The organism is Psychrobacter sp. W2-37-MNA-CIBAN-0211 (assembly GCF_040309405.1).
GTDB classification, from domain to species: Bacteria; Pseudomonadota; Gammaproteobacteria; order Pseudomonadales; family Moraxellaceae; genus Psychrobacter; species Psychrobacter glaciei.
This window is the reverse complement of the sequence record NZ_JBEOOU010000002.1, coordinates 273,821-292,414: the sequence shown is the minus strand read 5'-3', so window position 1 is coordinate 292,414 and position 18,594 is coordinate 273,821. Positions and strand designations below refer to the sequence as shown.

The window sequence follows — 18,594 nt, the reverse complement described above, 5'->3', positions numbered from 1 at the left end:
TAAATATGTTTATACCAACGTCGTTAGCAGCGGAGTTATAGTATCTTCTTGAGCACACTAGCAAAACGTTGCCCTGCACTTTGAAAGACGCCTGTTACTCTATTTTTTTGAATCGCTTCCGGTTCGCTTTTTTCACTGTGGCGAAACTGCTCGCTTTGGCTATACAGTAGTGTACCAAATGCCGTTTGATAAGCGCGATCATTGACTTGAATATTCAGTTGCTTAAATGACTCGTCATTATCAAAGTGATTATAAGCGCTGATTGCTGGATGGGTATTGGTCAAAACGACTGGCATTTTAAGTAGCTTCTTAGCAAAGGGTATCATGCCTTTGATTACGCTACCGCCGCCTGTCAGCACGATGCCTTTATCAATATAGCTGATCAAATCTGCCTCATGCAATTGACGCGCCACTTCAGTAAAGATTTGCACATAACGCGCTTCAATAATACGGGCTAAATTATAAATACCAATATTAATCTCGTCGCTGGTCCCTTGCGGTTTAAAGATAAAGAACGAGCTAGGATCGACGCTATTGACATCGACCGTACCATGCGATTTTTTAAGCTTTTCAGCTTCTATCATCGATATACCGACATCTGCTGAAATATCCATCGTCACTTCATGGCTGCCAGTCGCGATACAATGCGTAAAAATCAACTTGTTTTCTTTGTAGACACAGATGCTGGTCGTGCTCGCTCCGATATCAACCAAACAGACACCCTGCTGGCGTTCATCACTCATCAAGCTATATTCTGCACTGGTCACCGCATCAAAGACAATATGATCGATGCCGACATCACAACTCTGCAATAGTTTTTGTATGTTCTGACGGCTGGCGACCGGCATCATCATCATGTGATACATCACGCTGATATTGTGCGCTACCGTCTCAATCGCATCGTCGACCATAAAGTCTTGTTCATCGACATAGATACCTTGCTGGCAACAATGCATCAAATAATAGTCTGATGACAAGTCGCGTGATTTGGCGTTGGACAACGCCTGTACCATATCTTTGGCACGTACGACTTCATCCTCTACTAGTACTTCGCCCGCACTGTTTTTACTCAAGAGCTCAGGCGTTGCCAAGGTCAACCACACACTATGCACACGGCAATTGGCAGTATCTTCTGCTTCTTGAATGGCTTGCCTGATAGCGCCTTGCAAGCGTTCGCGATGTTTTATTTGACCTTGATAGAAGTCACTATTTTTAACTTGCCCTACACCCATAATACGAATGTCTTTTGCAGAGACAACGCTGCCAATAACGACATACACTGCCGTGGCACTTAGATGGACAACAACCAGATTTTCAGTATTTTTCATGGTACCAGACAAATTATCGCTAAACAGGAGACCAAATGACGTCTCCATTAAATCATTAAAAAAATCACCATCTTTACGCCGTTATATCCTACCGCACCTACAATCTCTATGCTAAATAAACAAAGTGTCATGAATTACTGGTGGTTTATCAATTACTTTTGCTTACCGTTATTTCTACTCACCGTTCCTTACTACTCACTATTTTTTATGACAGTCAGCTTTTTGGTGCTTCGATTTCTGGTTGTGCCATATTCCAAGCGATGGTAAAGCCATTTTTGTAACGTAAATCTACAGACTGTATCTCATTTCGGCGATTACTTAATTGATTACCTAGTAATTGACTAAGATTCAGCAGCTTTTGCGCGGTATTTTCATTATCAACAATGACTCGCTGACCGTTATCAAAACGAATGAGCCATGTCATTCTTGGCGACAGGATAATATCTGCAACTTGCATATCGAGTGGTGCATACCAATCGTTAATTTGTTGCATCTGTTGCATGATGACCGGCGCTTGTGTTATCTCACCTTGCAAAGTGGCAAACTGGGCTTGGGTCAAATCCTTACTATCAGCAGGGACAAAAACAATCCCTTTTGCATCGACTAAACGTTCTGTACCAAAATTTGCAACTGCCTGCTTGGGCAACGCTGTGACCACAATGCCACGTTGCCAATCACGAGTCACACTCACTTGATCCACCCAAGCAAGACTCGTAGTAATATCTCTTAATGCTTGTAAATCAGAAGTAAAAAAACTGCTCACTTTCTGTTGATTCATGACTTGCTGTAGCTTTTGGTACTGAGCAACCGTGAGTCCCTGATTGCTGACATGAATGGCAGCTGGAGGCGAATCACGTAAGGCTTTACCACCCATAATTAATATAAGCACTAGCAAACCTAACACCAATACCATAAAAAAATATCTGACCGAATTCGGTACTTGGAAGTTAGATGTTGGACGACGGGCTTTATCACTCATCAAGTCAGTTACGTCGTTGACAGTTTGAGCCATAATGACCTTTGTCCCTGTTTTTGCATAAAGCTATTTGCATGAAGCCAATAGCGCTTTTGTTAAAGGTGAGTCTGCTTATATTTTGCAGCGACATATTATACGAATATACTATCAAAAATTTTATCTAAAAACGTCTTTGAGACGCTATCATTCTCGATTAAGCGTCTATTTCTCTCGATTTACAACGCAAGGTCATAAATCATTCATAAATATCACTAAAACGATTCAATAATTACAATATTAACGTATTTTGCGGTCAAACAATAGCCTAACCCCTACTACGGACAACGAATTTACACAAGTTTACATGAAGCTGTGGTATAGCAGGGCTAGCGATACATTCAATTATGTTTATGTTTGCCAACAACCAACTGTATCAGTGCTATTCGAACGGTTATTTTTACTCATTAATAGCGGTTTTTCAAACATCTATACTATCAATAATTCTGCCATAAACTGCATCATTTATATTAACCTAGATAAAAACATCTGAGCTAAGGTTACCAAGTGTTTATAACGTTTGCGCAAGGATATGCCAGCACAGTGTATCGAAATCCATGCCACGCGCCTTAGCTGCCATCGGTACCAGACTATGACTGGTCATACCCGGTACGGTGTTGATTTCAAGTAACCAAAAATTGCCCGCCTCATCTTGCATGGCATCGATACGCCCCCAGCCTTTTGCGTCTACTGCGCGAAATGCCGCAAGGCTCAAGTCTTGTAAATGCTTTTCATCAGCATCACTCAAGCCGCAAGGAATATAGTAGCTGGTATCGTTACGATTGTATTTGGCTTCAAAATCGTAGAAGTTGGTAATATCAGCAGGTTCAAGACGGATGACCGGATAGGCTTCGTCATCGATAATGACAATCGTAAACTCGCGACCAGTAATCCAGCGCTCAGCCATGACTGCATCACCGCACTGTACCGCTGTTGCATAAGCCGCTGGCAACTCATCAAGATTGTTGACCTTGGTCATGCCAATACTGGAGCCTTCATGAACGGGCTTGATAATAAGTGGCAGACCTAGCATGTTAACCACTTGCTGCCAGTCGGTATCCGCCGTCAACAATGAAAATGGTGCCGTCGCTAAACCGCAACCTTGCCATAATTGCTTGGTACGAACTTTGTCCATGCCTAGCGCTGATGCCAGAATACCTGAACCCGTCTGCGGAATATCAAACCATTGCAACACACCTTGTAGCAAGCCATCTTCGCCACCGCGACCATGCAACACGTTAAACACGCGATCATAGTCACGAAGCTCAGTAATGTCTTGATGCTTAGGATCAAAATGAGTGGCATCAACGCCTTGGTTTTGTAGCGCCTGCAATACAGCGGCACCACTATCTAACGATACGCTGCGCTCATTGCTGCTGCCACCATAAATGACAGCTACTTTACCAAATTGTCCAGCATCTTTTACTTCGTTGGCATCAGCGTTCAATGGTTTATCTTGGTTCGACTGGTTGTTTTCCATATCATTTTTTTCTGCTTGTGCAGCAGCGGCTAGAGCGGACTCTGGATTGATAATGGCTGTTTTATCCTCAGCAGCATCAATAGCATCATTATTGTTTATACTTTCTTGATTATCGTTCGTTGTCATAAGGACAGTTCCTAAAATTTTTAGCTTACTAAATGTAAAGGTTATTGGCAGCCAAGTCGACAGCAATCTGTCCCACATTACCTGCACCCTGAGTAATGAGCATGTCATTGGCTTTTAGTAAACGTTGCATGACAGGGGCTAAATTATCTTTATCAATAATCGTCGGCTCAACCTCACCACGCAAGCGAATACTGCGTGCTAATGATTTGGTATCAGCGCCTGTAATTGGTGTTTCACCTGCTGAATAGACGTCTAATAATAATAGCTCATCTACGCTTGAGAGCACTTCGACAAAGTCATCAAAGCAATCCCGGGTACGGCTGTAACGATGCGGTTGAAATAGCATTACCAAACGACGATCAGGGAAACTTTGACGAGCGGCCTTAATGGTGGCGTCGACTTCTTTTGGGTGATGACCATAGTCGTCGATCAATAAGACATTACCATCATCGATATCGACAGAGGCATGCTGCTCAAATCGACGACCAACGCCTTCAAACTTCTGCAAAGCGCGTTTGATCGCTTCATCATCGACACCTTCATCGGTCGCCATGGTGATAGCGGCAAGGGCATTGTAGACGTTATGCGTACCAGGAATATTAAGCGTCAGTCGCAAAGGCTCACGGTCACGGCGCAATACTGTGAAGTGCGTTTTGGTGCCTTCCGTCACCAAGTCAACGCCTTGTACGTCGTTAAAAGGTTCAAGCCCAAAGGTCAAGACTGGGCGACCGATATCATCAATCATTGCATACAATTCTGGATCATCACCGCACACCACTGCCAAGCCATAAAACGGCATGTTTTGCAAAAACTGAATATAAGCCGCTTTTAATTTATCAAAGCTATTCTCATACGTTTCCATATGGTCTTGGTCGATATTGGTCACAATCGCTGCCATCGGATGTAAAGACAAAAACGATGCATCAGACTCATCGGCTTCTGCCACCAAGAAACGGCTACTACCAAGTGCGGCATTTTTGCCAGAGGCGTTCAGCTTGCCACCAATTACGTAGGTAGGATCGAGCTGCCCTTCTGCCATCATCGTGGTGAGCAAACTGGTCGTAGTGGTTTTGCCATGCGCGCCAGCAACTGCAATACCATGACGATAGCGCATTAATTCACCCAACATATCGGCACGGCGTACCACTGGCAGACGCGCTTCTAATGCTGCTTTTACTTCAGGGTTGCTGCGATCAATCGCTGATGAGACGACTATAACATCCGCATTGGCGATATTTTTGGAGTCATGACCGATCGATATCTCGATGCCAATCTGCTGTAGGCGCTTCGTCACCAAGCTTTCTGCGATGTCAGAACCACTGACTTGATAGCCTTGATTGTTCATTACCTCTGCGATACCGCACATACCTGAACCGCCAATACCAACAAAATGCAAATGCTGAATACGGCGCATCTCTGGTATTTCAATCAAACGCTTAGGTAAGGCTTTCGCAGAGGTAGACATAAGGATCTCTCTTTATTAAAGGTCAATAAAATTTGGTAAATTAAAAATAATGGGTATGAGTTACAGGCTACAACGCTTGCCAAATAATATCGGCAACTTGCTTACTCGCACTACGATTGGCAAGAGCATGACCTTTTTTTGCCATCGTTAAGCACTTTTCTCGATTAAGTACAGCAAGCTCATCACTCAAACGCTTGGCTGTCAACTCCGACTGCGGTAACAAGACTGCCGCATCATGTGAGGTTAGCGTGCGAGCATTAGCCGTTTGGTGATCATCAACGGCATGTGGTAACGGCACAAAAATAGCAGCGATACCGACGTTTTGAATTTCGGTCACCGTCAATGCGCCTGCTCGGCAAACAATCATATCAGCCCAATTATAAGCTGCTGCCATATCGTCGATAAAAGGCTGTACCGTAAACTGATGCCTGCTTAAGTCTTCGCTATCGTAAGCTGCTTGCGTGGCGGCCTCATTGTTACGCCCGCATTGATGACGCACTTCAAAGGGTTCGTTTAGCAGTGCAAGCGCTTTTGGCACGGTGTCATTTAAGGCTTGAGCACCAAGTGATCCGCCTACTACCAGCAATTTAAGCGGTGAGCGATCATTCACATCATAGCGTACCGTTGGCTCTGCGACACCAGTAATGGCATTGCGCACTGGATTGCCCACTGTCTCAAGCTTGGCATTCTGTGCACTATTAGCAAAGGTATCCTCAAACGCTTGTAACGTCTTGGTCGAAAGCTTAGACAGGTAGCGATTGCTCATGCCAGCGATGGCATTTTGCTCATGGATAATCAGTGGCGTATTGGTTAGACGTGCAGCGATACCACCAGGTGCAGTCACATAACCACCAAACCCAACAACCACATCAATCTGATTACTACGAATCACTTTTACGGCAGCCATCGTCGCTGACAGCAGAGTCATTGGTAGCTTTAATAGTCGACCAACACCTTTACCACGAAGCCCTTGCATATTAATAGCATGAAAAGTATAGCCAGTCGGTTTGACCAAACCATTTTCCATTCCGTTTGGCGTTCCTAACCAGTGAATGACCGCACCGCGTTGGGTCAGCTCATCACTAACGGCAAGCGCTGGAAAAACGTGCCCGCCAGTACCAGCTGCCATCATCAATATATGCGGTGTTTTCATGAACGCCTGCCTATCTTTACTTTATTTATATGAAGGGTTTATCTCTCTGCTGCGGTGACAATTATGAAAAAATAATGACCTAGCCAAAGCCCGCATAGTATAGAGGAAATCATCGTCTTATATACAGCACTTTATGCAGCAAAAATAACAAAAATCCAAGCCATGATCGATCACAGCTTGGCGTCGTGTAACGCTAATAAACGGTAAGAAAAATCAATGACTAACAATACCTTAAAATATGGGTTTTACGTAGTCAAAGTATTCCTTAACATAGCTAAAGCTATGCAGTAAATTTATTCTCAATCGCCATGATAAAGTCGGTTGCGATATCTGTACCGCATTGATCATCAATCTCACGCACGCATGTTGGGCTAGTAACGTTAATCTCAGTGATACGCCCACCGATTAAGTCTAGACCAACGAACATCAGGCCTTTTTGTTTGACGATTGGTGCCACAACTTCCGCTACTTGGCGTTCGATATCAGTCAATGGCATGGCCACGCCGCTACCGCCCGCTGCTAGGTTGCCACGGGTCTCGCCTTTGCTTGGAATACGTGCCAAGCTATAATCTATCACGACGCCGTCGACGATTAATACACGCTTATCGCCTTCCTTAATCTCTGGCAAGTAACGCTGCGCCATGATTGGCAGTGTCTCAAGTTCAGTCAGCACCTCTAACGTTACACCAATATTGGGACTGTCAGCAGTCAAACGGAAGATGCCAGTTCCACCCATGCCGTCTAGTGGCTTGACGATGACATCTTGCTGTTCAGCGATAAACTGACGGATATGTGCCTGTTTACTGGTCACAATCGTCGGGCTCATATAGTCGCTAAACCATGTCGCAAATAGTTTTTCATTACAATCACGGATCGCTTGTGGATCATTGACCACGAGCACGCCTGCTGCTTTGGCGTGATCGAGCATATAAGTCGCATAAATAAAGCGCATATCAAACGGTGGGTCTTTACGCATCAAAATCACGTCATAACCACTGACTGGACCTGTGCTTTTATCACCCAACGTATAAAAATCTGCAGGATCACGCTTTACCGTGAGCGGCTGAGTATCGACCATCAATTGACCACGGTCCAACCATAAGTCATGAATCTGACAGTAGCCAAGCTGATGCCCGCGATCTTGCGCTGCCCACATCATCGCCAAGCTGGTGTCTTTTTTATAATTAACCCGTTCGATAGGATCCATGATGACGAGTATTTTTAAAGATTTTTTTTGATTTTCTTGGCTCATGATAAGGCTCACTTACGTTATATTATTATTAAAACAGATTCAAACTTCAGTGCCCAACTATACGCCGTACTGCGCGCGGTAATGTTGCATTTTGGCTAGCTGGGTCGCATCTTTGTAATGGCTCTCGCCGTCTGACAAATAGCTGATTAAGTCGTCAATATCGACCAGTGCGCGCACTGGCACTTCTAGCGTCGCAGCAAGCTCTTGAATAGCAGAATGCTCAGCCAAGCCTTTTTCTTTACGATCAAGGGCCACTATAATACCTGCCACACTGGCACCTGCTTGCTCTAAAATATCGACCACTTCGCGCATCGCTGTGCCAGCCGTAATGACATCGTCAAGTACCCAAACTGCTTTGCCACTGACATCAGCGCCTACTAAATTACCACCTTCACCGTGAGTTTTGGCTTCTTTACGGTTATAACCCCACTTGGCATTGATACCATGATGGTGCCATAAGGCTTGCGCGGTTGCAGCCACAAATGGAATACCTTTATAAGCCGCGCCAAAAATAACCAGCTCTTGCTCATCTGTACCGTTATCGCTAGCCGCCATCTGTTCGGCCAAGGCATCTGCATAACCGCGCGCTAATAACGACAACATCTCACCCGTCGCTAGCAAGCCAGCATTAAAAAAATACGGACTAATGCGACCAGACTTGAGTACAAACTCACCGAACTTAAGCACTTGGTTGTCTAAAGCCAGTTGAATGAATTGATGAGATGAAAACGTGGAGTCTTGAGAGCGTGCTACGTGAGACATTATGACATTCCTATCAGCAAAAAGAGGGGCGAAAAACTGGCATTATTGTACGCATTATTGATCAGCTTGACCAACCATTGATCTCATAATCCTGCATATTGGCATAGCGAGTCAGTAAGCCACTACGTGATGAGACATTAAAATAGCTTTGGCCATCGTTCCGTACTTGTATCTCCCAGCCCAAATGATAAGCGGCAACAATAATGTGACCAGAAAACATCCGAATTTGACGATACGCGTGCCGCTGCGAGGGCTCATAAACAATCTGACTGAGCAAATAGCTACGTACATGCTGACATATTTGCGCAGCGCTATAGCTATGATTGATACTTTTGCGCGTACTACACTGTTTTAGAGCGTGAACAGCAGCACTACAGGCCATGATATCTGTCGCTAAACTGCCCTCTCCTGTCTCAAACTGCTGCGGCTGCAAAACCACTTGCCAATCATCGGCATACAGACTATTGAGTAGCTCATCAGGATTATAACGCTTGGTCAATGCTCGTAGCGATGCTGAAGCGTCGTGGCGTTTATTATCTGACTCAATCATTTCAGAGCGATCAGCAGGCCTAAACCCAAAGCGGTGCAGTTTTGGATAAGCACGAATGGCCTTTTGGATATCTGACATATCTAACATAGTCATATCGGATAATGCTGATAACAATGGCTGCTCACTATGATTCTCATAAAAGTTATCAGGCAACTCGATAAGCTTGGCAGCATTGAGTAATGACAAATGCTCAGCCAGCGCTTCTGAAGTAATCAGTGCCCATTTCGAAAAGCGGTCTTCATTGGGCTGATAGAACCGCGCAGAGTTACCGTAAAGCCGACGCAATTGACCGTTCAAGCGGCGGGCAGGCTCTGGGATATCAGTTAAGGGCCGCGCTGGGTCAAGGGGAGATTGTCTGGGATCAAAGTTGGGGTGGACGATTGCAGGCTGCTGTGAATCAGCTAGCATAGACGATTGCTCAGCCTTTTTTTGCACATGGTTTTCTGCCAGCTTACCGCCTTCTGCTGCCAGATTAGCATGAGACAAACGGTCATCAGAAGTAGAAGGCTGGGTCATGAAATCTCCATAGTTTATAAAATATAAAACGAATAAGAATGCTTAAATAAGGCAATTATCTTACTCTTAAGGGCTTACTCTTGATGGTTCAAAATGTCACGGTAACCTGCTTGCCAGTCAGGATAATCCAGCCAAGCTAACGGAATGTTGCTATGCAAGCGCTTCCCCGTAACTGCTGTTTTTGAATGATCAATAGCAGGCGGCGTCTCACCTATTTGCTCGCTTAACCAAACGCCTAGCTCATAAGTAGTGACGGGCGCATAGTCAGTGGCGATATAGAGTGACTTTGGCGCAGTGCTGGTCAGGACGTTGGTGATAATATTGACCAAATCACGATCCATAATACGATTACTCCAGTGCTGTGCGGCTACTGGCTCTTTTTGTTTCTCTTTGGCTTTGCGCAGGCGCATGAGACGCGCGCGACCATAAATACCGCTTGGACGAATGATAATGGCTTTATCACCAAAGCCTTGTTGCAAAACTTGTTCTGCTTGCAATATAACTGTTGATGCTTCGCGCTCAGGGCTGACAGGCGCGGTATTTTCATCGATCCATTCGCCGTTATCTTGCCCATAAACACCCGTTGAGGAAATAAAGACAATACGTTTAAGGTTGGTTAACTTTGGAGCAAGCATCGCCAAATGCTGGTTAATCGCCAAGTAACTCTCGTGATAGCCGCTGGTCGAATAGTCATCGGGCGTGACGATAATCGCCATATGTGTAAAGTCTTGCAGCTGCTCAGCGGTCAATGTCAACGCATCGGCTTGCATAAACGTTGCCTCACTATCCAGATGATAGTGCTCGCGTTCATTGCGTGCCAGCCCAGTAACGTTAAAGCCATCTTGCGCAAGCTTGTTGGTGACCGGCAAACCGATATCACCTTGTCCGATAATCAGTAAATTTTGCGTACTCATCATTTATCCTTTATTCGAACGCCATTTCTAATGACTGCTTATCCATCTTTTTAATAATAAGTACTAAAAATAGCGCCTGTACGACAGCTGTAAATCATCATTGGCATCGATGCGATCTTGCCACTCGTAGTTGGCATTGATACGTAATGCTTGTTTTTTATCGATATCGTATTGTAGACCCAAAGTTGAGACCGGCTGCCAGTAATGACCGCGAGCATTAGACTCATCGCTGCTGCCATGATACCAATATGGCAATTGCAATTCAGCCTGCGCACGTAACTGATTGTTAATTTGATAACGGCAACCAGCATTCACACCTGCGCCTACGCGAAAGCCTTTGTTGATACCACGCCCTGCTTGTCCCGTGCCTGATAGCAAGGTGTAACATAACTGCGGCGGCATCTCGCCAGTACCAGCGCTTGGCGTACCAAATGCCCACGACCAGCCAGTCTCATAACCCACGCTCCCAACCAAATGATCCGTGCCATCTTGCTGTGAACCATCGTTTACTCGGGTCGCCTCGACATTGACGCCCCAAGTTTTGCCTTGCTGAGCGCTATTTACTGGGTTAAATGAGCGTCCGCGCAGCAGTGTAAAATTCTGCAAGACCACACTATCCGGCTGTTTGTGGCTGCTATTGTTATCATCTTTGTCATAAAGGCGTAGCGTCGCTGCCAGCCCTTCTAAATTAAAAAACTGTGAAAAACCAGCGGCCCGATCAAGGGTGTCATGAAAGCCTGCACGCACGCCCACATCGATATAATTATTGTCACCACGCTGTCCGACACCAATCTGCGCCATTTGCAATGGATGTCTGTCTATTGGATTGTTGTTGGCAGCGACGATAGGTAGATCTAGTATGGTTTGACCATCTGCTGACATACTGGATGCTGGATTGCGCTCTGCGGATTTAATCTCTTGAGCAGCTTCTTTAGTCAATGGCTGATAACCCAGCTTAGCGGCAGCCTTGGCTTGGTTGAGCGCGGCTTGACGTACGGTATTGTCAGCTGGCGTATATCTAGGGTTTGCCAGTAAGTCTTCTTCATTAAGCAGCTGAATGACGTCAGAGGGTACGACGGCATAAGGCAATCGGCTTAGTAAATGCTGCTTTGGACGCACGACATCGATGAGGCGCAAAACCTCAGAGGCGCAGTTATCAGTGGTGAAGTAATACGGTAGTTCTAACCCTTTGGTTTCCCAAACATGCAACATGATTTGTTGCACCTCGTTTGGGGTCAAGTTCAACTGATACGTCCACGCATCGCGCTCATCGTCTTGCAAGTATTTCGCCAGCTTTTCTGGGTAAGGATCGATTTCAATGGCGTTATCATAGAGACCTGTCATGGATTTGATGGCATAAACTGGAAAACTATCGTTTGGATCACCATCGACCGTATAATTCAGCGCGTAGGCATGATGAATCTGACTGGGATCAGCCACACTGGCCTTTGAGTCAATACGTAACAAGGTATGGGCAAAGGCTGATATGGGATTGTCCAAATACTCTTCGGCAAACATAATAGACAGCTGCTCAGGTGCCAGCTTTTGCATCCACTCATCCAGCTCTGGACACTCAGCTTGCCAGCTTGTCTTATCGATATTTAGCGTATCAGTCAGCCATTGTACGCGCGCTGGAAAACGGCAGAGCACCGAGTTATTAGCGGTATTGTTTTTGACAATCGTATTATGAGTCGGTGCTACTTCTTCAGCCAGAGCGACCAACAATGCATCAAGCTCTGCGCCTGAGTCTTGCGCACCTTTTTCACTTAAAAAGAAGCTAGCATCATCAACGAGACTTGTGTCTTTTTTCTTACCAATTAGATTCTTTTGATCATCAAAGAAGTACAATAAACGTCGCCATGTCGTATGCTGGGCTAGGTTTTCTGTTTTTGCTTGCTCGCGCCATGATGCTAGCAGCTGTTCTGCCTTGGTGTTGGTAGCGACAATATGACTAACGTTATTATCGACACTGCTAGTAGTAGTATTAGTGCGCAGATGATCAGTGACATCTTTATTTGAGGTGCTATTTGGCTTGATGTTATTATTTAGCCCAGCATCAGCTTTGTTATCCAACGCTAGCTCACCTGTGGTCACAAGCTCTGCGGGGGTTGGCAAAAATGCCTGCGCTTGTACTGTCAGTAACAGACCTGCAATCGTTAATGGTAGACGCGCGCGCCTGCTCACCTTTATTGGCGTACAGTCTGTCGCCAAAAAGTTGCAATGCACCACAAGGTTTGAATATATAGACATGAGTAATATCTCGCACTGTAGAAGCCATACGCTCATCGCGTTATTGGGTCTATCTAATCGTCAAAAGAAGGTTGTGATTAGCTGTTTTTTAGAGAGTCTTGCTATCAATTAATAAAAAATCGGTAATCACAAGTATTTGCTACGCACTTATTAATCACATAATAAAAGAGAGCACTATGTCCACGACACCGCCAATGATTATAAAGGACGGGCGCTTATCCTCAGCCACTTGGCTTATGTCGCCGAACTATAATAAACGACCCGACAACCTGACTATTGACACCATTGTCATTCACAATATTAGCCTGCCACCGAATGAGTTTGGCGTCTGCGGCAGTGATGGCGTTCATTATGTAAAAGCATTATTTACCAATCAATTGGACTGGGATGCGCATCCTTATTTTCAGACAATTAAAGGCGCAGAAGTCTCAGCACATTTATTTATAGAACGTGATGGTGCTATCACACAGTTTGTAAACTTTGCCGAGCGCGCATGGCATGCCGGTCGATCCAGCTATCTTGGCCGCCCTGAATGTAATGATTATAGCATTGGCATCGAGCTGGAAGGGTCAGATTTTGTGTCCTTTACCTCGGCGCAATATGACACACTTGCAGCCGTTATCGCTGCGCTATATGACGCCTACCCCAAAACCCGCCGACACTTAACTGGTCATAGCGATATCGCACCGGGTCGAAAGACAGATCCTGGCGATTATTTTGACTGGCCAAAGTTACGTAAACTGGTAGGTCTATTAAAATAGAAGACTCGTTTAACTTTAATAATTATTAATCATCGATTGGAAACATTATGACTTGGATTGAAGTGGTCGATTCAGCAGTGAAAATAGGTTTAGGTGCATTGATAGCAGGCATTATTGCTTTTATATTATCTTCAACACAACATCGTAATGAACTCAAAAAATCTAAAGTAGAACGCGAATTTGAGATGTTAAAAGAAGTTGCAGAAAAAGTTGAGATATTTAACCATGTTGCATTAAAATTTTGGTCACTTTCTTCTGACTGGCGACGCCAATTAATATTAAACACCTCACTTCAACCATCTAATAGCTTATTAAATGCTCAGCATGAATTATTTGATAGCTTTAGTGAACTAACGAAAGCAGAGTCTTTATTGTTACTATTTGGCTATGATAATGCTCAAGTTAAGCTCAGAGAATATGGTGAAGCTGTTAAATCATTTAAAAAAAGAGTAGCGTCTGTAGATATACCTTTTAATGAGAGTGATATAGCCAGCTATAGAAAGTCTATGATTGATAAACGCTCCGAGCTATTTAGTCTCTTGAATGAAATCTATAAAACGATTTAAGGCAAGAAACCTCAGTTTTCCAAATGTCATATTCCACATCCAATCCATTTATCTCGATTATGAAAGTGCTATAATCCGTCAGTTTTTTGATAACAGCAACTCAGCAAACAACCAGCAGTAAACAACCTTCATCAAACAAATTAGCAAAATAGGTTCTCATGGCAAAAAGTCGGTTATTTCGCTCAACCATGGTCGTCAGCAGCATGACCATGCTGTCCCGTATCTTAGGTCTGGTACGCGATGTCGTATTATTAGGGGTGTTTGGCGCAGGTGGTCTGATGGATGCCTTTTTGGTCGCCTTTAAGATACCTAACTTTTTGCGCCGTCTGTTTGCTGAAGGCGCTTTTAGCCAAGCTTTCGTACCAGTACTGTCCGAATACAAAGAAAAATACAGCTTACAACAGGTACAGATATTAGTCAGTCGTACCTCGGGCGCCCTGTTGCTGATTTTGTCGATGCTCACCGTAGTCGTCATTCTAATGGCACCATGGGTAGTGACGTTATTTGCTCCCGGATTTGCTGACCAGCCTGGTAAATTTGCCATCACCGCTGAGCTACTGCGCCTTACCTTTCCCTATTTATTATTTATTTCTATGACCGCTTTTGCTAGCGGTATTTTGCAAAGCTACGGGCGTTTTGCTGCGCCCGCTTTTGCACCCGTACTGTTAAACTTATGTATGATTGGCGGCGCATTAATTTTTGCCCCTATGTTCGACACACCGATTATGGCGCTTGGTTACGCCGTTGCAATCGCTGGTTTGCTACAGTTCTTGATACAGCTGCCGCAGTTATGGCAACAAAAGCTACTGGTCGCACCTAAGATTGACTTTCAGCACGAAGGCGTTAAACGCATCTTAAAACTCATGCTGCCTGCTATCTTTGGTGTCTCTGTCACTCAGATCAATCTGCTCCTCAATACTATTTTCGCCTCGTTAATGATTGGTGGTTCGGTTTCTTGGCTTTATGCGGCAGAACGTATGAGTGAGTTGCCGTTAGGACTGATTGGCGTAGCGATTGGTACGGTCATTTTGCCCAGTTTATCGAAAAGCGAAGCCAAAAAAGACGATGTTAGCTTTAAAAAGACCATTGATTGGGCGGCACGTTTAATCATATTAGTGGGTGTTCCAGCGTCAGCAGCCTTATTTATCTTGGCCGATGTGCTGATGCAAGCGCTGTTTTTACGCGGTGAATTTACCTTGCGTGATGCGCAGATGAGTTCGCTGGCATTACGCAGTATGGCGGGTGGTATTTTAGGCTTTATGCTCATTAAAATATTTGCGCCAGCGTTTTTTGCCCGTCAAGACACCAGAACACCAGTAAAAATCGGTATCGTGTCCGTCTTTGCCAATATGGTTTTTAGTGTAATTTTTATCGGGATATTTTACTTTTTAGAGATACCTCTGCATGGCGGTCTTGCCCTTGCGACCACAGGAGCGGCCTTCGTCAACGCGGGCTTATTATATTATTTCTTACATAAGCGCGATATTTTCCGTTTTGGCAGCCATTGGAAAAAGCTGTTTGCTCAGTTTGCAATCTCTACCGCTTCTATGATTGGCGTCCTTTATATCATGTTACCTTACTTCCCAGCAGACGAGGCTCAATGGCGACGTATCGCGGCTCTGCTCATTATGTGTGCGGTTGGTGCCCTAGTTTATGGGGTGGTGTTATTAGCAACAGGCTTCCGTCCGCGTCAGCTAAAGCATGGCTAATTTATTTGTGAACGCTGAATAAATGACTTACTAAACCAAAACAAGCTTAATATGAGAATTGACAGTGAATGCCGCTGATAGTTGTCATAATCGATTATTGATAAATAAATGAAATTTGAGGTTTACTATGACAGTCGAATATTCAACGTTACGACGCTTACCAATGCTACTAACCGCTGGTGTATTGAGCACCGGACTGCTAATCAGCGGGTGTAGCAACAACGATAATGTAGAAGCCGATAGCGCAAACACAGCGAGCGATACAGCTGCCGTGGCTGGGAACCCTGAAGTCGATGCAGCCAATCAGATGGCAGACGTTGATGCAAATAACACAGTGGCAAGCGAGCAAATGACGGATAGCTCTAAAGATGAGACAACCATTGATAGTGATAACATCAACCCAATCACTGCTTCATCCAAACAAAAAAGCTTAGTGACCAATCCGACTGAAGCTGGTACGCCAGAAGACACCGTCAAACAGGCGCTAAATAGCTTATATTATGGCGAGGTAAAAGAAGCGGTTGGATACTATCAAGTAGATATGGCGAATTTTGAAAAAGAACTTGCCAAAACACAATCCGCTTTTCAGCAGACTGTCGATGGCGTTACTATCACTGATACCAAGTATAATGATGACAAGACTCGTGCCACTATTACTGGTGAGTTGATGCTCAAAGGACAGAGCGAACCTGCACCATTAACCTATCAGCTACAGAAGATAGAAGGTCAATGGAAGATCTTGGGTTAAGCTATTTTAGCTTACTTATCTGAAGCATCATCCGATGTCATTGCTTTACCAAGCATCACGACATCAGCGATAAACCCTTCCATATCGCAAACTTCTGGCATGTATCCCCACTGCTCAAAGCCAAGTTTACGGAAAAGTCCTAAACTTGGCTGATTGTGAGCAAAGACAAGCGCGATAATGTTTCGAATGCCCAAGCTTGGCGCTTGCGTCAACATCCAGCGTGTCAACAAGCTACCTAGGCCTTGACCCTGATAATCTTGATTTAGATAGACGCTGATCTCAGTGCTGATATGATAGGCTGTCCGCGCATACAAATCACTATAGCTGCCCCATGCAACTATCGGCGACTGCGCTTGCTCTGCATCATCCCCTCCTCGCAATGTTTTGACCACATATATGGGCCTTGTTGGACTGCTTAGATGCTCATCAAACCAAGCAGCTCGCTCATCTACGGTTACCAATGCAAGGTTAGCTGTTGCTTGTTTAGCAGGTATGCTTTGATTATAAATGGCTAAGACTTCTGCTAAATCTTCTTTACTCGCACGCTGCACAACAAACTGATCAGCGAGCTGATGTGTCGATAAATCAGTTGGTATAGCGTTCAAGGCAACATCAGACATAAGAGCTCCATAATTTTTAGCATTATTATCGGCATCATCGATAATAGTGAATAATAGTCATACTGATAACACAAGCAAGTACCAATAATTCATAAAGAATGACCACGCTGAGTGACTGATACTTTCACTATGCGTCGACTATAGGATGTTAGTGGGGCTATTTTACTTTATAATGGCTGCTTTTAGACACATCGATTGTTAGTATAGGTGTGTTTTTTCGTTTTTTATCTGGTCTTATCATAGCTGAAAACTTATGAACACCTATTTTCTTGAGCAACTGATTGCGTCGTCGAGCGCTTTGCCTGCACATACGAATCCGATAAATCTAGCACCTTGTGCGCTGACTATCGGCAATTTTGACGGCGTACATCTGGGTCATCAAGCGATGCTGGCTCAAGTTCGTGAGATTGCCCAAGCGCAAAATCTTGGCTCTGCCGTCATGATATTTGAGCCACAGCCTCGTGAATTTTTTGCCCCCGCTACTGCGCCTGCTCGCCTGACCAATCTAGCCGAAAAGCAAGCGCTGCTAGCAGAGCATGGGGTCGAGACTTTGATTGTAGCGAGCTTCGATACTGATTTTCGTTCGCTATCAGCACAGGCATTTGCAGATATATTGGCTAAGCGTTTGAACGTAAAAGCATTGGTACTGGGTGACGACTTTCGCTTTGGTCATGACCGTACTGGCGACAGTCAGTTTTTGCGGGATTATGGCTTGGATGTGACCAATCTGCATACCGTTATAGATGACAGTGGTAAAGCTTCCCGTATTAGCTCCACTCGCGTTCGCGACTTGTTATTGGCTGGTGATATTGACGCCGCTAACACGCTGCTTGGTCGTGATTACGCGATTACAGGCATAGTTGTTGGTGGCGATCAGATAGGCCGCACCATGGACTTCCCTACAGCTAATATCGATTTACAGCGCTTAAAACCTGCTTTGCATGGTATCTTTGCCGTCGATGTGGTGAGTTTAGATGACCATGGCAAAGTCATCGCTAATGGTTTGACCACGCAAGTGATTAACGGAAAATCAGGCGTAACAGGTTTGCGTCCACACAGCTTGTTTGGCACAGCCAGTATTGGTATTAGACCCTCTGTCGATAAAGGCAGTGACTGGCGTTTAGAAGTACATTTCCCAGAATTGCAGGCTGATTTATATGGACTAAATTTACAGGTTCGTTTTTTACATTATTTGCATGGTGAACGACATTATGATGGCTTAGAGGCGCTAAAAGTCGGTATTCATAATGATGTAACAGCATTGCTTGAATGGCGAGCAGAGCAGCCTAACTAGAATGTAGGAAAGTCTCGAACTTAGATTAGGGTCTGTTGAACATTCAAGATATAGAAAAGCAAAAACCCACGACATTCTAAATACAATG

General features: G+C 44.6%; 16 protein-coding genes. 5 read left to right on the top strand and 11 right to left on the bottom strand.

What is annotated here, in order from left to right; translation table 11 throughout:
• Positions 1-35: 35 nt before the first annotated feature.
• The 10 genes from ftsA to AAEY72_RS04020 all read right to left on the bottom strand — a co-directional run bounded on the left by ftsA (position 36) and on the right by AAEY72_RS04020 (position 12,808).
• Positions 36-1,328 (bottom strand): cell division protein FtsA, encoded by a 1,293-nt coding sequence (ftsA, locus tag AAEY72_RS04065; RefSeq protein ID WP_201592179.1) that lies wholly within the window; start codon positions 1,326-1,328, stop codon positions 36-38.
• A 214-nt stretch (positions 1,329-1,542) separates the two neighbouring features.
• Positions 1,543-2,340, bottom strand: coding sequence for a cell division protein FtsQ/DivIB (locus AAEY72_RS04060; protein ID WP_352309531.1), 798 nt, complete (start codon positions 2,338-2,340; stop codon positions 1,543-1,545).
• A gap of 511 nt (positions 2,341-2,851) precedes the next feature.
• Positions 2,852-3,820 carry a D-alanine--D-alanine ligase gene (locus AAEY72_RS04055; protein ID WP_352309613.1) on the bottom strand — a complete coding sequence of 323 codons (969 nt, stop codon included), beginning with the start codon at positions 3,818-3,820 and terminating at the stop codon, positions 2,852-2,854.
• A 154-nt stretch (positions 3,821-3,974) separates the two neighbouring features.
• Complete coding sequence (murC, locus tag AAEY72_RS04050; RefSeq protein ID WP_010201477.1) at positions 3,975-5,411, bottom strand: UDP-N-acetylmuramate--L-alanine ligase; 1,437 nt, start codon at positions 5,409-5,411, stop codon at positions 3,975-3,977.
• Between the two features lie 67 nt (positions 5,412-5,478).
• Entirely contained in the window at positions 5,479-6,564 is a 1,086-nt protein-coding gene (gene murG, locus AAEY72_RS04045) for an undecaprenyldiphospho-muramoylpentapeptide beta-N-acetylglucosaminyltransferase (RefSeq protein WP_189585462.1), read from the bottom strand.
• Positions 6,565-6,844: 280 nt separating this feature from the next.
• Entirely contained in the window at positions 6,845-7,816 is a 972-nt protein-coding gene (gene gshB / locus AAEY72_RS04040; protein ID WP_352309530.1) for a glutathione synthase, read from the bottom strand.
• Between the two features lie 57 nt (positions 7,817-7,873).
• Positions 7,874-8,578, bottom strand: a complete 705-nt coding sequence (gene pyrE, locus AAEY72_RS04035; RefSeq protein WP_352309529.1) for an orotate phosphoribosyltransferase — start codon at positions 8,576-8,578, stop codon at positions 7,874-7,876.
• Positions 8,579-8,639: 61 nt separating this feature from the next.
• On the bottom strand, positions 8,640-9,644 hold the full coding sequence (locus AAEY72_RS04030) for a hypothetical protein (protein WP_352309528.1): 1,005 nt from the start codon (positions 9,642-9,644) through the stop codon (positions 8,640-8,642).
• A 74-nt stretch (positions 9,645-9,718) separates the two neighbouring features.
• Positions 9,719-10,558, bottom strand: a complete 840-nt coding sequence (locus tag AAEY72_RS04025) for an SDR family oxidoreductase (RefSeq protein ID WP_352309527.1) — start codon at positions 10,556-10,558, stop codon at positions 9,719-9,721.
• Positions 10,559-10,621: 63 nt separating this feature from the next.
• On the bottom strand, positions 10,622-12,808 hold the full coding sequence (locus tag AAEY72_RS04020; RefSeq protein ID WP_352309526.1) for an Lnb N-terminal periplasmic domain-containing protein: 2,187 nt from the start codon (positions 12,806-12,808) through the stop codon (positions 10,622-10,624).
• A gap of 176 nt (positions 12,809-12,984) precedes the next feature.
• Here AAEY72_RS04020 and ampD point away from each other — a divergent pair, with 176 nt between their 5' ends.
• The 4 genes from ampD (at position 12,985) to AAEY72_RS04000 (ending at position 16,592) form a co-directional block, all read left to right on the top strand.
• The gene (gene ampD / locus AAEY72_RS04015) at positions 12,985-13,569 is read left to right on the top strand and encodes a 1,6-anhydro-N-acetylmuramyl-L-alanine amidase AmpD (RefSeq protein WP_352309525.1); all 585 of its coding nucleotides are present in this window, start codon (positions 12,985-12,987) and stop codon (positions 13,567-13,569) included.
• 47 nt (positions 13,570-13,616) lie between these two features.
• Positions 13,617-14,135 carry a hypothetical protein gene (locus AAEY72_RS04010; RefSeq protein WP_352309524.1) on the top strand — a complete coding sequence of 173 codons (519 nt, stop codon included), beginning with the start codon at positions 13,617-13,619 and terminating at the stop codon, positions 14,133-14,135.
• Between the two features lie 158 nt (positions 14,136-14,293).
• Positions 14,294-15,844: a murein biosynthesis integral membrane protein MurJ gene (gene murJ / locus AAEY72_RS04005; protein ID WP_352309523.1), complete on the top strand. Its 1,551-nt coding sequence runs from the start codon at positions 14,294-14,296 to the stop codon at positions 15,842-15,844.
• A 127-nt stretch (positions 15,845-15,971) separates the two neighbouring features.
• Positions 15,972-16,592 carry a hypothetical protein gene (locus AAEY72_RS04000; protein WP_352309522.1) on the top strand — a complete coding sequence of 207 codons (621 nt, stop codon included), beginning with the start codon at positions 15,972-15,974 and terminating at the stop codon, positions 16,590-16,592.
• An 11-nt stretch (positions 16,593-16,603) separates the two neighbouring features.
• Here the strand turns inward: AAEY72_RS04000 and AAEY72_RS03995 are convergent, their stop codons facing one another.
• Entirely contained in the window at positions 16,604-17,212 is a 609-nt protein-coding gene (locus tag AAEY72_RS03995; RefSeq protein WP_352309521.1) for a GNAT family N-acetyltransferase, read from the bottom strand.
• Positions 17,213-17,465: 253 nt separating this feature from the next.
• Between AAEY72_RS03995 and ribF the strand changes: the two genes are divergently transcribed.
• Positions 17,466-18,506, top strand: coding sequence for a riboflavin biosynthesis protein RibF (gene ribF, locus AAEY72_RS03990; RefSeq protein WP_352309520.1), 1,041 nt, complete (start codon positions 17,466-17,468; stop codon positions 18,504-18,506).
• Positions 18,507-18,594: the final 88 nt, after the last annotated feature.

What these genes read in the sequence shown, in the direction of transcription:
- gshB (WP_352309530.1), bottom strand. Translation starts at nt 7,816, where the DNA reads ATGAGCCAAGAAAATCAAAAAAAATCTTTAAAAATACTCGTCATCATG.
- ftsA (WP_201592179.1), bottom strand. Translation starts at nt 1,328, where the DNA reads ATGAAAAATACTGAAAATCTGGTTGTTGTCCATCTAAGTGCCACGGCA.
- pyrE (WP_352309529.1), bottom strand. Translation starts at nt 8,578, where the DNA reads ATGTCTCACGTAGCACGCTCTCAAGACTCCACGTTTTCATCTCATCAA.
- AAEY72_RS04020 (WP_352309526.1), bottom strand. Translation starts at nt 12,808, where the DNA reads ATGTCTATATATTCAAACCTTGTGGTGCATTGCAACTTTTTGGCGACA.
- AAEY72_RS04055 (WP_352309613.1), bottom strand. Translation starts at nt 3,820, where the DNA reads ATGGAAAACAACCAGTCGAACCAAGATAAACCATTGAACGCTGATGCC.
- ampD (WP_352309525.1), top strand. Translation starts at nt 12,985, where the DNA reads ATGTCCACGACACCGCCAATGATTATAAAGGACGGGCGCTTATCCTCA.
- AAEY72_RS04060 (WP_352309531.1), bottom strand. Translation starts at nt 2,340, where the DNA reads ATGGCTCAAACTGTCAACGACGTAACTGACTTGATGAGTGATAAAGCC.
- AAEY72_RS03995 (WP_352309521.1), bottom strand. Translation starts at nt 17,212, where the DNA reads ATGTCTGATGTTGCCTTGAACGCTATACCAACTGATTTATCGACACAT.
- AAEY72_RS04000 (WP_352309522.1), top strand. Translation starts at nt 15,972, where the DNA reads ATGACAGTCGAATATTCAACGTTACGACGCTTACCAATGCTACTAACC.
- murJ (WP_352309523.1), top strand. Translation starts at nt 14,294, where the DNA reads ATGGCAAAAAGTCGGTTATTTCGCTCAACCATGGTCGTCAGCAGCATG.
- AAEY72_RS04025 (WP_352309527.1), bottom strand. Translation starts at nt 10,558, where the DNA reads ATGAGTACGCAAAATTTACTGATTATCGGACAAGGTGATATCGGTTTG.
- murC (WP_010201477.1), bottom strand. Translation starts at nt 5,411, where the DNA reads ATGTCTACCTCTGCGAAAGCCTTACCTAAGCGTTTGATTGAAATACCA.
- AAEY72_RS04010 (WP_352309524.1), top strand. Translation starts at nt 13,617, where the DNA reads ATGACTTGGATTGAAGTGGTCGATTCAGCAGTGAAAATAGGTTTAGGT.
- AAEY72_RS04030 (WP_352309528.1), bottom strand. Translation starts at nt 9,644, where the DNA reads ATGACCCAGCCTTCTACTTCTGATGACCGTTTGTCTCATGCTAATCTG.
- ribF (WP_352309520.1), top strand. Translation starts at nt 17,466, where the DNA reads ATGAACACCTATTTTCTTGAGCAACTGATTGCGTCGTCGAGCGCTTTG.
- murG (WP_189585462.1), bottom strand. Translation starts at nt 6,564, where the DNA reads ATGAAAACACCGCATATATTGATGATGGCAGCTGGTACTGGCGGGCAC.